The following is a 14,629-nucleotide window of genomic DNA, read 5'->3' on the forward strand; positions in this document are numbered from 1 at the left end:
TGAACCAAGTTTTGTCAATATTGACATTTAGCACCACGCGGTGATCGCGTCGCCATGCGGTAACTTGCACCCCATGGCCAGGCCTGCGCAGACCGCACGCAGTGAGCGCACGCGCGAGGCGCTGCGCCAGGCAGCGTTGGTGCGCTTTCTGGCCCAGGGTGTCGAGGACACGTCGGCCGAACAGATCGCCGCCGACGCCGGGGTCTCACTGCGCACCTTCTACCGGCATTTCGCCTCGAAACATGATCTGCTGTTCGCCGATTACGACGCGGGCCTGCACTGGTTCCGCGCCGCGCTGGCCGAGCGGCCCGCGACCGAATCGATTCTCGACTCGGTGCAGTCGGCAATCCTGGCGTTTCCCTACGACGTCGACGCGGTCACCAAGATCGCCGGCATGCGCGCAGCTGAACTGGATCCGGACCGCATCGTCCGCCACATCCGTCAGGTGGAATCCGACTTCGCCGACGCCATCGCCGAACTCCTTGCCGCGCGGCGGGTCCCGGGGTCGCAAGGTGACGACCGTCTGCGCATCGTCGTCACGGCCCGCTGCGTGGCGGCCGCCGTCTTCGGCGCGATGGAGCTGTGGATGATCGGCGACGAGGCCGGGGAACGGTCGCTGCCCGAGTTGGCCCGGATGTGCCGGACCGCGCTGGAGTCACTGCGCTCAGGCCTGTTCTGACCCCCGAGGTTTTGTCATTATTGACAAAACCTCGGCCACGGTGTCAGCCTCAGTCGATGGCGGACTACGACGCGATCGTGATCGGTGCGGGGCACAACGGCCTGGCCGCCGCGGCGATGCTGGCACGGGCCGGCCGCCGGACCCTGTGCTTGGAGGCCAAGCGTTACGCCGGCGGCATGGCCGCCACGGTGGAGTTGTTCGACGGCTACCGGTTCGAGATTGCCGGGTCACTACAGTTCCCCACCTCGGCGGTGGTCAGCGCCGAACTCGGACTGGACGCGTTGCCGACGGTGGACCTGAAGGTCATGTCGGTATCGCTGCGCGGTATCGGTGATCCGCCGGTTGTCTACTACTCCGACCCGATGAAGATGCTCACCCACCTCGGTGAGGTGCACGGCGCCGACGCGGTGACCGGGATGGCCGGCCTGATGGCCTGGAGCCAGGCCCCGACCCGGGCACTGGGCCGGTTCGACGCCGGACGCCCACCGCGCTCGTTCGACGAGATGTACGCCTGTGCGGCAACGGAATCCGAACGGGCTGCCGTCGACGACCTGCTGTTCGGTTCGGTCAGCGAGGTGCTGGACCGCTACCTTCCGGATCGGGACAAACACGGTGCACTGCGTGGCATGTTGGCCTTCCTGGCGGTCAACACCACCTACCGCGGACCCGAGACGCCAGGCAGTGCGGCCGCGTTGGCTTACGGATTGGCGGTCCCCGACGAGAACGCCGTGTTGATGAAGAAGCTGGCAGGCGGCATCGGCGCGCTCACCGAACACCTTTCGGCCAGGCTCACCACCGCAGGGGGTGAACTGCGGCTACGCAGCGGCGTGACGCGGATCCTGGTCGAGGACGGACGCGTCACCGGGGTGGGATTGGGCGACGGCAGTGTCGTCACCGCGCCCACGGTGGTGTCGGCGATCGCCCCCGACGTCACCGTCTCCGGCCTGCTCGAACCGGATGCCCTACCGGCCGAGGTGCGGGACCGCTACACCCACATCGACCACCGCGGCAGCTACCTCCAGATGCATTTCGCCCTCGACGGTGCGCCGACCTTCGAGGCCCCCTACGAACTGCTCAACGATCCCGAAATGCAAGCCGCCATCGGGCTTTTCAGCACCCCGGAGGAATTGCAGCAGCAGTGGCAGGATGCGCGCCACGGGATCGTGCCGGCCGATCCGGCCATCGCGTTTCAGATTCCGTCGGCCCACGACCCGACGCTGGCGCCCCCGGGTAAGCACGCCGCATCAGCCTTCGCGCTGTGGTTCCCGGTCGAGGAGTCCGCCTCCGGATACGGCAAACTGAAAGCCGAGATGGGTCGCCGGGTGATCGAGAAGATCACCCGGCTGGCACCCGATTTCGAACGCCGCATCATTCGGCACACCACCTTCACCCCGCGCCATATGGGCACCATGTTCGGCGCGCCCGGCGGCGACTACTGCCACGGCCTGGTCCATCCCGAGCAGATGGGTCCCAATCGTCCTGGCCCCAAAGGCTATGTTGGCCAACCGATTCCCATCGACGGGCTGTACCTGGCCAGCGCCGGGTGCCACGGTGGGCCGGGAATCACCTTCATTCCCGGCTACAACGCCGCCAAGGCGGTGCTGGACGGGTAATCTCGCCGCATGGCAACCAGTGATTCCCGCGAAGTAGTGATCGAGGCGACCCCACAGGAGATCCTCGACGTCGTCGCCGACGTCGAGGCGACGCCCAGCTGGTCGCCGCAGTACCAGCGCGCCGAGATCCTCGAGACCTACGACGACGGCCGGCCCAAGCGCGTGAAGATGACGGTCAAGGCCGCCGGGCTGACCGACGAGCAGGTGATCGAATACACCTGGAGTGAGAACAAGGTCAGCTGGACGCTGGTGAGTGCCGGCCAACTCAAGGCCCAGGACGCCAGCTACACGTTGACCCCCGACGGCGCCAAGACCAAGGTCCGGTTCGACATCTCGATCGACCTGTCGGTGCCGCTGCCCGGCTTCATCCTGAAACGGACCATGAAGGGTGGGGTGGAGACCGCCACCGAGGGCCTGCGCAAGCAGGTGCTCAAGGTCAAGAAGGGATAGTCCGCCGGTTAGGGTGCCTCCCATGACGAAGACGGGACCCCTGGCCGGCGTGCGCGTGATCGAACTCGGGGGCATCGGACCGGGGCCGCACGCCGCGATGATGCTCTCGGATCTGGGTGCCGACGTGGTACGGGTGCGTCGCCCGGGCGGCCTGACCATGCCGGCCGAGAACGTCGACCTACTGCACCGGGGCAAGCGCATCGTCGACCTGGACGTCAAGGCCGAGCCGGGCAAGTTACTGGAGCTGGTCGCCAAAGCCGATGTGCTGCTTGACTGTTTCCGGCCCGGCACCTGCGAACGCCTGGGCATCGGACCGGCCGAGTGTGAGGCCGCCAACCCGCGGTTGATCTTCGCCCGCATCACCGGTTGGGGGCAGGACGGTCCGTTGGCCACCACGGCGGGCCACGACATCAACTACCTGTCGCAGACCGGGGCGCTGTCGGCGATCGGTTATCGAGACCGGCCGCCGGTCGCCCCGCTCAACCTCGTCGCCGATTTCGGCGGCGGCTCGATGCTCGTCGTCATCGGCATCGCCACCGCGCTGTACGAGCGGGAGAAATCCGGCAAGGGGCAGGTGATCGACGCGGCCATGGTCGACGGCGTCAGCATGCTGTCGCAGATGATGTGGACCATGCGGGCCACCGGATCGTTGCGCGACGAGCGTGAGTCGTTCCTGCTCGACGGCGGTGCCCCGTATTACCGCACCTATGAGACCTCCGACGGCGGCTACATGGCCGTCGGCGCGATCGAACCGCAGTTCTTCGCACAGTTGGTGGCCGGACTCGGGCTGGACGCCGCCGCCATCCCCGGGCAGTTCGAGTTGGCCCGCTATGACGAGTTGCGCGACATCTTCACCGAGCGCTTCGCCACCAAGACCCGCGACGAGTGGACGGAGATCTTCGCCGGCACCGATGCCTGCGTGACACCGGTGCTCACCTGGGGTGAGGCCGCCGAGAGCGAGCACCTGCGGGCCCGGTCGACGCTCGTGTCGGTCGATGGCGTGGCCCAGGCTGCACCGGCCCCGCGGTTCTCCCGGACTGCGGCGGGCACGCCCGGTCAGCCGCCGCAGGCCAGCACGAGCCTCGACGACATCGGCTGGACCTGATCGGCACCAAGAGTCTTTGGTCCCTGGCCATCGCGCCGCTCAGCCGCCACGATGAAGGAGTGACTTCCTCAGACGCCCCGGTTGTGGTTGGAATCGACGGCAGTGACGGCGCGCTCGCCGCGGCCCGGTGGGCCGGCGCGCTCGCCGAACGGTTCGGCGCACCGCTGCGCATCGTGCACGCGCTGCCATCGCTGGGCCGCAACCTGACTCAGACCGCAGCCGCGTTGACCGCCGCGATGATGTCCTATCAGCAGGACATGGCGCAGACGTTCCTCAAGGCCGCCGAACGGGCCGTCCGCGACGAACACCCCGCGTTGACGGTGTCCACGGTCTCCTTCGACGAGCCGGCCGATCAGGTGTTGATCGAGGCCAGCCGGCAGGCGCGGCTGGTCGTCCTCGGCGGCAAGACCGTCACCCCGGCCGCGGCGCTGCTGCTCGGTTCGACAGCGCTGTCGGTGGCGACCCGGGCCGCGTGCCCGGTGGTGGCCTTCCGCGGGGATCAGGTCTCACCGGGGGAGGGGCCCGTCGTCGTCGGGGCCGACGACAGCCCCGCCGCGCAGGCCGCGTTGGCGATGGCGTTCGAATTCGCCGACCGGTTCGGCCTGACGCTGAATGCGGTGCGGTCGCTGTCGTTGGCCGCTCCGGCCGAGACCGGAGTCAGCATCCCGCTGCTAATCGATTGGGACGGTGTGGAATCCGCCGAACTCGCCGCGCTGACCGACGCTGTCGACGTTCACAACAAACGCCACCCCGGGGTTGCGGCCAAATGCTTCGTCGAGCCCGATTCGCCCGGCAAGGCACTGCTCAAGCACGTCACGGATTCCGGGCTGGTGGTCGTCGGCTCTCGTGGCCGCAACGCGCTGGCCGGTGTCCTGCTCGGGTCGACGAGCCTGAATCTGTTGCACCACAGCCTCGTTCCGGTGATGATCTGCCGCGCGGTGGCAGAAGGAGATTCGCATGAGTGACCATGACGTCCGGCACGGAATCGTCGTCGGTGTCGACGGGTCGTCGGCATCGGATACGGCGGTGGCCTGGGCCGCACGCGATGCCCAGCTTCGCGGCGTCGAGCTCACGTTGGTGTACGCACTGCCCGGGGCGATGTCGCCGGTCTGGCTGGACGTCGCGCTGCCCGAGGAGTATCTGCAGGCCCAGGATGATCAGGCGCAGAACGTTCTCGACGCCGCACGCCGGGTCGCCGTCGACGCCACGACCAAGCCCGGCGCGCACCCCCTCCGCATCGTCGAGAAGGCCGTGCCCGGACACGCGGTCGCCACCTTGATCGAATATTCCCGACGCGCTGACCTCGTGGTCGTCGGTTCCCGCGGGTTGGGCAAGTGGGGACGTCGGCTTCTCGGATCGGTGAGCTCAAGCCTGGCCCAGCACGCCCATGGGCCGGTTGCGGTGATCCCGGAGAACGAGCCGCCGTCGACGGCGCCGGTGGTCGTCGGGGTCGACGGTTCACCGGCTTCCGAGCTGGCCACCGAAATCGCATTCGACGAAGCGTCGCGACGCAGGGTGGAGCTCGTCGTGGTGCACACCTGGACCGATGTGAATTTCGAGTTCCCCGACATCAAGTGGGACGATCTGACGCCGCGCGCCGAACGGGCGCTGGCCGAACAGCTTGCCGGGTGGGGCGAGCGGTATCCCGACGTCGCGGTGCGCCGGGTGGTCATGCCCGACCGGCCCGCCCGCCAACTGCTGGCGCAGGCCGAGACCGCGCAACTGGTGGTGGTCGGCAGCCGGGGCCGAGGCGGATTCACCGGGATGCTGCTGGGCTCGGTCAGCTCGGCCGTCGTCCATTCCTCCACCGCACCGGTGATCGTCGCGCGTAGCTGAAATCCCGTCCGGTTCCCGGCCTGGCCACTACATTCGGTCCTATGGCGGTGCGGGCCTCGCGGGAGGCCGTGTTCGATGCCTCACCCGAGGCGATCATGGCTGTGCTCGCCGACGTTGAGGCATTGCCGGCCTGGTCGCCGGTGCATCGACGGGTCGATGTGCTCGACCGGTACCCGCACGGTCGTCCCCATCACGTCAAGACCACGGTGCGGCTTCTCGGGGTTACCGACAAGGAGATTCTCGAATACCACTGGGGTGAGAACTGGATGGTTTGGGATGCCGAAGCGAATCTCCAGCAACGCGGCCAACACGTCGAATACAACCTCACTCCCGAGATGGACCGGACCCGGGTGCGGTTCGACATCATCGTCGACCTGGCGATGCCCATCCCGGACTTCCTGATCCGGCGGGGTAAGAAGCTGGTGCTCGACGTGGCCATCGAGCGGCTCCGGCGGGAGGTCATGAGTAATGCTCACCATGCGTGAAACGGAATTGTGGTGCGCCCGGGGGCTGTTGATGCCGTTATGCCGACCGGAGTCGTCCTTGCCCTGAACCCGTCCGCCTCGAACGTCGTCGACGCTGCGATCGCACAGGCCCGCGCCGCGTATGCGGCCGGGGTCCGCCGGCTCTGGCTGGCCCAGCAGTTCGACGTCGACGCCATCACCCTGGCCGCGTTGATCGGGGCCGCGGTGCCCGGCCTGGCCGTCGGCACCTCGGTGGTGCCGCTCAACCCGCGTCACCCGCTGGTGGTGGCGTCGGCGGCGCAGACGGCCCAGGCCGCCGTCCACGGGAACTTCACGTTGGGTATCGGCCTGGGATCCCATGCCCCCGAGCACCGCGCCTTCGGCACGGTGTGGGCCGATCCGGTGGGCCGGTTGCGTGAGCACCTGCAGGTCCTGCGCTCGGTCTTCCACGATCGCGCAGTCAGCTTCCACGGCAACGAGTTCACCGCGGACCCGGAGTGGCCCGTGCATGTGCCCGGCGGTGCGCCGGTGCCCGTCTACGTCGCCGCGATGGGTCCCAAAGCGCTCGCGGTGACCGGAGAACTGGCCGACGGGACGCTGCCGTATCTCGCCGGGCCGCGCACGGTCGGAGAGTTCATCGTGCCGACGATCACCGCCGCGGCCACCGCGGCAGGGCGGCCGCAACCGCGGGTGGTGGCCATGGTGCCCGCCCTGATCGACGACGACGCCGACGCGGCCCGCGACGCTGCCGCAGCGCGGCTGGCGTTCTACGAGACCATCCCGTCGTATCGGAAAGTGATTGCCCGCGAACAGGTTTCCAGCATCGTCGAGCTGGCGGCAATCGGATCCGCGAAGCATGTCCACGCGCAGTTGCAGCGCTACCTCGACGCCGGCGCGACCGAGGTGGCGCTCAGCCCGATCCGGACCGAGGCGCGGGATCTGGCCGCGCTGTGGGAGGTGGCTGCCTCGCTGGGATAGGCCTGCCCACTACCACATGCGCTCCGGCTACGGGGCGGAATCAAGCGACAATGTGTCGCTATCTGTGGTGGATTCCTTACATGATGACAGCGCGGGGCTGTCGAGGCGACTGGCAGCATGACAGGCCACACGTCAATACCGTCCAAAGGGTGATCGCCGTTGTCTCGCACGCTTTTCGACCGCCTGCCGCCGGAACCTGTTGTGCCACAGGAGCTGCCCGGACGTCCGGCGATCCCGGTGTACCGGTCCCCGCGTAACCTGCCGCCACCGGCTCTCGACGAGTGGAGCTGGCAGCTCGACGGCAGCTGCCGGGACCATCCGGCCGAGGTGTTCTTCCCGGATGAGGTTCGCGGCCGAAAGCTCCGCCGGCAGGAGGAAGCGGCCAAGGCGATCTGCCTGCAATGTCCCGTGCTGAAACGCTGCCGGGAGCATGCACTGTCGGCCCCGGAACCCTACGGCATCTGGGGGGCGATGACGGCCAGGGAGCGTGCCGTCAAGCTGTGCAGCAGGTTCGGTTCCTGACGGGTCGAGCCGGATCACCGGCGGGGTCGTAGCACCCCGAGTCGCCGGATCGCTTCTTCCAACGTGTCGTCGCGTTTGCAGAATGCGAAGCGCACCAAGTGATTCCAGCTGTCGGCATGCTCCTCCCGTCCGCAGAAAGCTGACATCGGTATCGCCGCCACCCCGGCCTTGTGCGGAAGTTCGGCGCAGAACTGTGTGCTGTCGGAGTAACCCAACGGTCGCGGGTCGGCGCACAGGAAGTAGGTGCCGCGGCTGTCGTGTACCTCGAACCCGATGTCGGCCAGCGCGTTGCCCAGCCGGTCCCGCTTGGCCCGGAACGATTCGCGCAAATCGGCCACCCAGCCGTCCTCGTGATTGAGTGCGTGGGCCACCGCGGGCTGGAACGGCCCGCCACCCACATAGCTCAGGTACTGCTTGGCGGCCCGTACACCGGCGATGAGGTCGGCAGGTCCACAGGCCCAGCCGATCTTCCAGCCCGTGACGTTGAACATCTTGGCCGCACTGGAAATGGTGACGGTCCGGCCCGCCATGCCCGGATAGCCGGCCAGTGGGCGATGCTCGACCCCGAAGACCAGCTGCTCGTACACCTCGTCGGTGATCACCAGCAGATCGTGCTCGATCGCCAGCGCCGCGATGGCTCGCAACTCGGCGTCGGAGGCGACCGCACCGGTCGGGTTGTGCGGTGAGTTGAGGATCAGGGCCTTGGTCTGCGGGGTCACCGCCCGGTGCAGACCTTCGGTGTCGATCGCAAAGCCGGCACCCTCGGCGACCATGGGAACGGTCCGGCGGATGCACCCGGCCATCGCGATCACCGGCGAGTAGGAGTCGTAGAAGGGCTCGATCACCAGCACCTCCGAGCCCGGCTCGACCAGGCCCAGCACCGAAGCGGCGATGGCCTCAGTGGCGCCGACGGTCACCAGCACCTCGGTGTCGGCGTCATAGTCGATGCCGAAGTGGCGTTTGCGCTGGGCGGCGATCGCGGCCCGCAGCTCGGGAATGCCGAGCCCGGGCGGGTACTGGTTGTGGCCGCTGGAGATCGAGTCGATCGCGATTTTGAGCATCTCGGCCGGGCCGTCCTCGTCGGGAAACCCCTGACCCAGATTCACCGCACCGAGCTTCGCCGCCAGGGCGGACATCTCGGCGAACACTGTGACGGCGAACGGCTGCAGCCGTGTGACAGTCATGTTGCATGAGGCTAATGCGGGAATGATTGCCGCGCCGCCGACGCTCTTATGCGGCGTGACCTACACACTGAACGCCGACGCGGCATTGCTGCAGCCGATCCAGGTGGGCGACACCGCCGCCACCAACCGTCTGTTCATGGCACCGCTGACGCGTTCGCGCGCCGACGCCGACGGCACCCCCTCACCGCTGGCCGCGCAGTACTACTCGCAGCGCGCCGGCGCGGGCCTGATCATCAGTGAGGCCACCGCCGTGGCCGAGACCGCCAACGGCGCCTACATGAACACCCCGGGCATCTACACCGATCGCCATCAGCACGGTTGGGCGGAGATCGCGGACGCGGTGCATGCCGCGGGCGGCAAGATGTTCGTCCAGCTCTGGCACGTCGGCCGCTTGGCGCACCCCGAGATCAGCGGGTTCGAACCCGTCGCGCCATCGGCGATCGCCGCGGACGTCATCACCCACACGCCCACCGGCAAGAAGCCGTTGCCGACGCCGCGGGCCCTCGACATCGACGAGATCCCGGCCATCGTCGAGCAGTTCCGTGCCGCCGCCCGCCGCGCGATCGATGCGGGCATGGACGGCGTGGAAATTCACGGTGCCAACGGCTATCTGCTGCACCAGTTCGCCTCCGATGTGGTCAACCAGCGCACCGACGCCTACGGTGGGTCGCCGCAGAACCGGGCCCGGCTGACCGCCGAGGTGGTCGAGGCCGTCGTCGACGAGATCGGCGCGGGCCGGGTCGGCTTACGGATCTCACCTGGGAACACCGCGGGCGGCATGCGCGAGACCGACACGATCGGCACCTACGAGGCCCTGCTGGAGCGCATCGAACCGCTGGGTTTGGCCTATCTGCACGTGGTCATCGACCCGGCGGCGCACGATTTCGGTGTGCTGCGCGCGCTGTGGCCAGGCACGTTCGTGCTCAACACCGGGCGCGCCACCGGGACGGACTTCTGCCAGCTGGAGAGCTACGCCGAATGGGGCGCGATCAGCGCGGCCGCGGTGGGGCGAGCGTTCTTGGCGAACCCGGACCTGATCGACCGGCTGATTCTGGGTGCCGACCTCAACGAACCCGATGTGTCGACCTTCTATGCGCCGGGGCCGATCGGCTACACCGACTACCCGACACTGGCCGAGGTCGAGGAGCCCCGCTCGGCCTGATCTGCGGCGGGGTGGTTTGGTTCCGCGCCGTTTTCCACGTGAGGGTCGTTGCAGCGGGCGATCGGCAGCCCTGGTGTGGAAATCGGTGCGCCGGGCTGCGTGGCGGCGGCAGCGTACCCCTGCTATCGCGCCGTTTCCTACGTGAGGGTCGTTGCAGCGGGCGATCGGCAGCCCTGGGGTCGAAAACGGTGCGCCGGGCTGCGTGGCGTATGCCTGCTGTCGCGCCGTTTTCCACGTGAGGGTCGTTGCGCCGCGTGGTGAACAACTCCCATGTCGAAATCCGCGACGAGTCGGTCGACCGCCGGTTCCAGGAGATGCTGAGCACAGGCCCAACCAACGGGTTGGGCGAGGCTGCTACGCTGCCGTTCAGAGGACCGCACTCGTGACGGGGCGGTTCCACAACCCAACCTGAACCTGAACGCCGACACGGCAGGGGAGCAGACATGTCCGAAGAAGCCTTCATCTACGAGGCGATCCGCACACCGCGCGGCAAGCAACGCAACGGCTCGCTCAACGAGGTCAAGCCCGTCAACCTGGTGGTCGGCCTGATCGAAGAGATCCGCAGCCGCTACCCCGACCTGGACGAGACGCTGATCAGCGACCTCATCCTGGGCGTCGTCTCCCCGGTCGGCGACCAGGGCGGCGACATCGCCCGCACCGCCGGCCTGGTGGCCAAGCTCCCCGAGACCACGGGCGGCTTCCAGCTCAACCGCTTCTGCGCGTCCGGCCTCGAAGCGGTCAACCTGGCCGCCCAGAAGGTGCGCTCGGGCTGGGACGACCTGGTCCTCGCCGGTGGCGTGGAGTCCATGAGCCGCGTCCCCATGGGCTCCGACGGCGGCGCCTGGGCCTCTGACCCGGAGACCAACTACCGCATCGGCTTCGTCCCGCAGGGCATCGGCGCCGACCTGATCGCCACCATCGAGGGCTTTTCCCGCGACGACGTCGACGCCTACGCCGCCCGCTCGCAGGAGAAAGCCGCAGCGGCCTGGTCCGGCGGCTACTTCGCCAAGTCCGTCGTCCCGGTCAAGGACCAGAACGGCCTCGTCGTCCTCGACCACGACGAGCACATGCGACCCGGCACGACCGTGGAGAGCCTGGGCAAGCTGAAGACCGCGTTCGACGGCATCGGCGCGATGGGCGGCTTCGACGACGTGGCGCTGCAGAAGTACCACTACGTCGAGAAGATCAACCACGTCCACACCGGCGGCAACAGCTCCGGCATCGTCGACGGCGCCGGCCTGCTGCTGATCGGTAGCGAGAAAGCCGGCCAGAGCCAGGGCCTGACCCCGCGCGCCCGCGTCGTGGCCACCGCCACCAGTGGTGCCGACCCGGTCATCATGCTCACCGGCCCCACCCCGGCCACCAAGAAGGTGTTGGATCGGGCCGGCCTGACCGTCGATGACATCGACCTGTTCGAGCTCAATGAGGCCTTTGCCTCCGTGGTGCTGAAGTTCCAGAAGGACCTCAACATCCCCGACGAGAAGCTCAACGTCAACGGTGGCGCCATCGCGATGGGCCACCCGCTGGGCGCCACCGGCGCCATGATCACCGGAACCATGGTCGACGAGCTCGAGCGTCGCGGCGCCAAGCGTGCCCTGGTCACGCTGTGTATCGGCGGCGGCATGGGTGTGGCCACCATCATCGAGCGCGTGTAGGGAGACGAAAAACAATGGCTGAGAACACCATTCAGTGGGACAAGGATGCCGACGGCATCGTCACCCTGACGCTGGACGACCCGACCGGTTCGGCCAACGTGATGAACGAGCACTACAAGGAATCCATGCACAACGCCGTGGAAAGACTTGTGGCCGAGCAGGATTCGATCACCGGTGTGGTCATCACCAGCGCGAAGAAGACCTTCTTCGCCGGTGGCGACCTCAAGGGCATGATGAATATCGGCCCGGATGACGCCGCCGAGGCGTTCGAGATGGTCGAGACCATCAAGGCTGACCTGCGCAAGCTGGAGACCCTGCCCAAGCCCGTCGTGGCCGCCATCAACGGCGCCGCGCTCGGTGGCGGCCTGGAGATCGCGCTGGCCACCAACCACCGCATCGCCGCCGACGTCAAGGGCAGCCAGATCGGCCTGCCCGAGGTCACCCTGGGCCTGCTGCCCGGTGGTGGCGGCGTGGCCCGCACCGTGCGCATGTTCGGCATCCAGAAGGCCTTCATGGAGGTCCTGAGCCAGGGCACCCGGTTCAACCCGGCCAAGGCCAAGGAGACGGGCCTGGTTGACGAATTGGTAAGCAGCGTGGAGGAATTGGTCCCCGCGGCCAAGGCGTGGATCAAGGCCAACCCCGAGGCGCACACCCAGCCGTGGGACGTCAAGGGCTACAAGATCCCCGGCGGCACCCCGTCCACCCCGGCCCTGGCCGCGATCCTGCCGTCCTTCCCGGCACTGCTCAAGAAGCAGCTCAAGGGCGCCCCGATGCCGGCACCGCGGGCCATCCTGGACGCCGCTGTCGAGGGTGCGCAGGTCGACTTCGACACCGCCAGCCGCATCGAGAGCCGTTACTTCGTCTCGCTGGTAACCGGCCAGACCGCCAAGAACATGATTCAGGCGTTCTTCCTGGACCTGCAGGCCATCAACGGTGGCGCCTCGCGTCCGGAGGGCATCGCCAAGCAGGAGATCAAGAAGATCGGTGTGCTGGGCGCGGGCATGATGGGCGCCGGTATCGCCTACGTGTCGGCCAAGGCCGGCTACGACGTCGTCCTCAAGGACGTCAGCATCGAAGCCGCCCAGAAGGGCAAGGCGTACTCGGAGGGTCTGGAGGCCAAGGCGCTCAAGCGTGGCAAGACCACCGAGGAGAAGAGCGCGGCGCTGCTGGCCCGGATCACCCCGACGGCCGATCCGCAGGATCTCAAGGGCGTCGACTTCGTTATCGAGGCCGTGTTCGAGAACCAGGAACTCAAGCACAAGGTGTTCCAGGAGATCGAGGACATCGTCGAGCCCAACGCGCTGCTCGGCTCGAACACCTCCACGCTGCCGATCACCGGTCTGGCGACCGGCGTCAAGCGCCAGGAGGACTTCATCGGCATCCACTTCTTCTCGCCGGTCGACAAGATGCCGCTGGTGGAGATCATCAAGGGCGAGAAGACCTCTGACGAGGCGCTGGCCCGGGTGTTCGACTACACGCTGGCCATCAAGAAGACCCCGATCGTGGTCAACGACAGCCGCGGCTTCTTCACCAGCCGCGTGATCGGCACCTTCGTCAACGAGGCGCTGGCCATGCTGGGCGAGGGCGTGGAGCCCGCGTCGATCGAGCAGGCCGGTTCGCAGGCCGGTTACCCGGCGGCGCCGCTGCAGCTGAGCGACGAGCTCAACCTGGAGCTGATGCACAAGATCGCCGTCGCCACCAAGGAAGGCATCGAGGCCGCGGGTGGCACGCACGTGCCGCACCCGGCCGAGGCCGTCGTGGAGAAGATGATCGAGATCGGTCGCCCGTCGCGCCTGAAGGGCGCCGGGTTCTACGAGTACGTCGACGGCAAGCGGACCCAGCTGTGGCCCGGCCTGCGGGAGACCTTCAACTCGGGTACCTCGCAGATCCCGCTGCAGGACATGATCGACCGCATGCTGTTCGCCGAGGCGCTGGAGACCCAGAAGTGCATCGACGAGGGCGTGCTCACCTCGACCGCTGACGCGAACATCGGCTCGATCATGGGTATCGGCTTCCCGCCGTACACCGGTGGCTCGGCCCAGTTCATCGTTGGCTACCAGGGTGAGCTCGGTGTCGGCAAGGAGGCCTTCGTGGCCCGGGCCAAGGAACTGGCCGCCCGCTACGGCGACCGCTTCCTGCCGCCGGCTTCGCTGGAGAGCTAAGCCGCAGTACGTCAAAAGCCCCCGACGCGAGTCGGGGGCTTTTGCGTGCGCCCACGACTACGGATTTCCAAGGGCGCGGACGCGTCCGGCAGCCATCAGGCTGGATACGACAGGTCGTATCGGGTCCACTCAGAAAGGTGGGTGATTGTGGACGTTTATGAGGCGGTGACGACCCGGCGTGCGGTGCGTGGGTTCACCGACGAGCCCGTTTCGAGGGAGGTGTTGCAGCGCGTGCTGTCGGCAGCAGCCTGGGCTCCGTCGGCATCGAACATCCAGCCCTGGCGCATATTCGTGGTGACCGGCGAACCACTTGCGCGGCTCAAAAAGCTTGCCGTCGAGCGCGTTGCCGCCGGTGACTCGTGGGACGAGCCGCAGTACGTGATGTATCCCGCTGAACTCAAATCGCCCTACGGTGAGCGCCGATCCCGGTTCGGCAAGGAGCGTTACAGCGCGCTCGGTATCGAACGTGCGGATTGGGAGGCCCGGCAGCGGGCCGCCATCGCAAACTGGGACGCCTTCGGAGCGCCCGCCGCGTTGTTCTGCTACGTCGACCGCGACCTCGGCCGTCCCCAGTGGTCGGACCTAGGAATGTATCTCCAGACCGTCATGCTGCTGTTGCGCGCTGAGGGCCTGCACAGTTGCCCGCAGATGTCGTGGGCGAAGGTCTACAAGACCGTCGCGGCGTTCGTGTCGCCCCCGGAGGAACTCATGCTGTTCTGCGGTATGTCGATCGGCTACGAGGACACCTCGGTCAACTACATCCGTACCGGCCGAGCCCCTCTCGACGAGACAGTCACTTTCATCGACGATTAGCGCGAC

General features: G+C 67.5%; 14 protein-coding genes. 13 read left to right on the forward strand and 1 reads right to left on the reverse strand.

The annotated features are described in order from the left end of the window. Window positions 1-73: 73 nt before the first annotated feature. The 9 genes from A5733_RS18830 to A5733_RS18870 all read left to right on the forward strand — a co-directional run bounded on the left by A5733_RS18830 (window position 74) and on the right by A5733_RS18870 (window position 7,647). Window positions 74-679, forward strand: coding sequence for a TetR/AcrR family transcriptional regulator (locus A5733_RS18830; protein WP_076241215.1), 606 nt, complete (start codon window positions 74-76; stop codon window positions 677-679). 56 nt (window positions 680-735) lie between these two features. Continuing rightward, on the forward strand, window positions 736-2,292 hold the full coding sequence (locus A5733_RS18835) for an NAD(P)/FAD-dependent oxidoreductase (RefSeq protein WP_076241216.1): 1,557 nt from the start codon (window positions 736-738) through the stop codon (window positions 2,290-2,292). A gap of 9 nt (window positions 2,293-2,301) precedes the next feature. After that, window positions 2,302-2,742, forward strand: coding sequence for an SRPBCC family protein (locus A5733_RS18840; RefSeq protein WP_067769875.1), 441 nt, complete (start codon window positions 2,302-2,304; stop codon window positions 2,740-2,742). A 22-nt stretch (window positions 2,743-2,764) separates the two neighbouring features. Beyond that, window positions 2,765-3,847, forward strand: coding sequence for a CaiB/BaiF CoA-transferase family protein (locus A5733_RS18845; RefSeq protein ID WP_076241217.1), 1,083 nt, complete (start codon window positions 2,765-2,767; stop codon window positions 3,845-3,847). Between the two features lie 59 nt (window positions 3,848-3,906). Continuing rightward, window positions 3,907-4,812, forward strand: a complete 906-nt coding sequence (locus A5733_RS18850) for a universal stress protein (RefSeq protein ID WP_076241218.1) — start codon at window positions 3,907-3,909, stop codon at window positions 4,810-4,812. Then, the gene (locus A5733_RS18855; protein WP_067769881.1) at window positions 4,805-5,683 is read left to right on the forward strand and encodes a universal stress protein; all 879 of its coding nucleotides are present in this window, start codon (window positions 4,805-4,807) and stop codon (window positions 5,681-5,683) included. The genes A5733_RS18850 and A5733_RS18855 overlap by 8 nt, the downstream gene beginning before the upstream one ends. Window positions 5,684-5,724: 41 nt before the next feature. Then, on the forward strand, window positions 5,725-6,168 hold the full coding sequence (locus A5733_RS18860; protein ID WP_076241219.1) for an SRPBCC family protein: 444 nt from the start codon (window positions 5,725-5,727) through the stop codon (window positions 6,166-6,168). Between the two features lie 39 nt (window positions 6,169-6,207). Continuing rightward, window positions 6,208-7,125: a TIGR03564 family F420-dependent LLM class oxidoreductase gene (locus A5733_RS18865; RefSeq protein ID WP_076241220.1), complete on the forward strand. Its 918-nt coding sequence runs from the start codon at window positions 6,208-6,210 to the stop codon at window positions 7,123-7,125. Between the two features lie 159 nt (window positions 7,126-7,284). Beyond that, window positions 7,285-7,647: a WhiB family transcriptional regulator gene (locus tag A5733_RS18870; RefSeq protein WP_369806697.1), complete on the forward strand. Its 363-nt coding sequence runs from the start codon at window positions 7,285-7,287 to the stop codon at window positions 7,645-7,647. A 14-nt stretch (window positions 7,648-7,661) separates the two neighbouring features. Here the strand turns inward: A5733_RS18870 and A5733_RS18875 are convergent, their stop codons facing one another. Then, window positions 7,662-8,831 carry a pyridoxal phosphate-dependent aminotransferase gene (locus A5733_RS18875; RefSeq protein ID WP_076241221.1) on the reverse strand — a complete coding sequence of 390 codons (1,170 nt, stop codon included), beginning with the start codon at window positions 8,829-8,831 and terminating at the stop codon, window positions 7,662-7,664. Between the two features lie 22 nt (window positions 8,832-8,853). On the opposite strand from A5733_RS18875, the gene A5733_RS18880 reads away from it, so the two are divergent. The 4 genes from A5733_RS18880 to A5733_RS18895 all read left to right on the forward strand — a co-directional run bounded on the left by A5733_RS18880 (window position 8,854) and on the right by A5733_RS18895 (window position 14,623). Continuing rightward, the gene (locus tag A5733_RS18880) at window positions 8,854-9,993 is read left to right on the forward strand and encodes an alkene reductase (RefSeq protein ID WP_369830956.1); all 1,140 of its coding nucleotides are present in this window, start codon (window positions 8,854-8,856) and stop codon (window positions 9,991-9,993) included. Between the two features lie 443 nt (window positions 9,994-10,436). After that, window positions 10,437-11,648 (forward strand): acetyl-CoA C-acetyltransferase, encoded by a 1,212-nt coding sequence (locus A5733_RS18885; protein ID WP_076241223.1) that lies wholly within the window; start codon window positions 10,437-10,439, stop codon window positions 11,646-11,648. 14 nt (window positions 11,649-11,662) lie between these two features. Next, on the forward strand, window positions 11,663-13,810 hold the full coding sequence (locus A5733_RS18890; RefSeq protein ID WP_076241224.1) for a 3-hydroxyacyl-CoA dehydrogenase NAD-binding domain-containing protein: 2,148 nt from the start codon (window positions 11,663-11,665) through the stop codon (window positions 13,808-13,810). A gap of 147 nt (window positions 13,811-13,957) precedes the next feature. Then, complete coding sequence (locus tag A5733_RS18895; protein WP_076241284.1) at window positions 13,958-14,623, forward strand: nitroreductase; 666 nt, start codon at window positions 13,958-13,960, stop codon at window positions 14,621-14,623. Window positions 14,624-14,629: the final 6 nt, after the last annotated feature.

It is taken from the genome of Mycobacterium sp. NS-7484, assembly GCF_001953975.1.
Taxonomy (GTDB): domain Bacteria; phylum Actinomycetota; class Actinomycetes; order Mycobacteriales; family Mycobacteriaceae; genus Mycobacterium.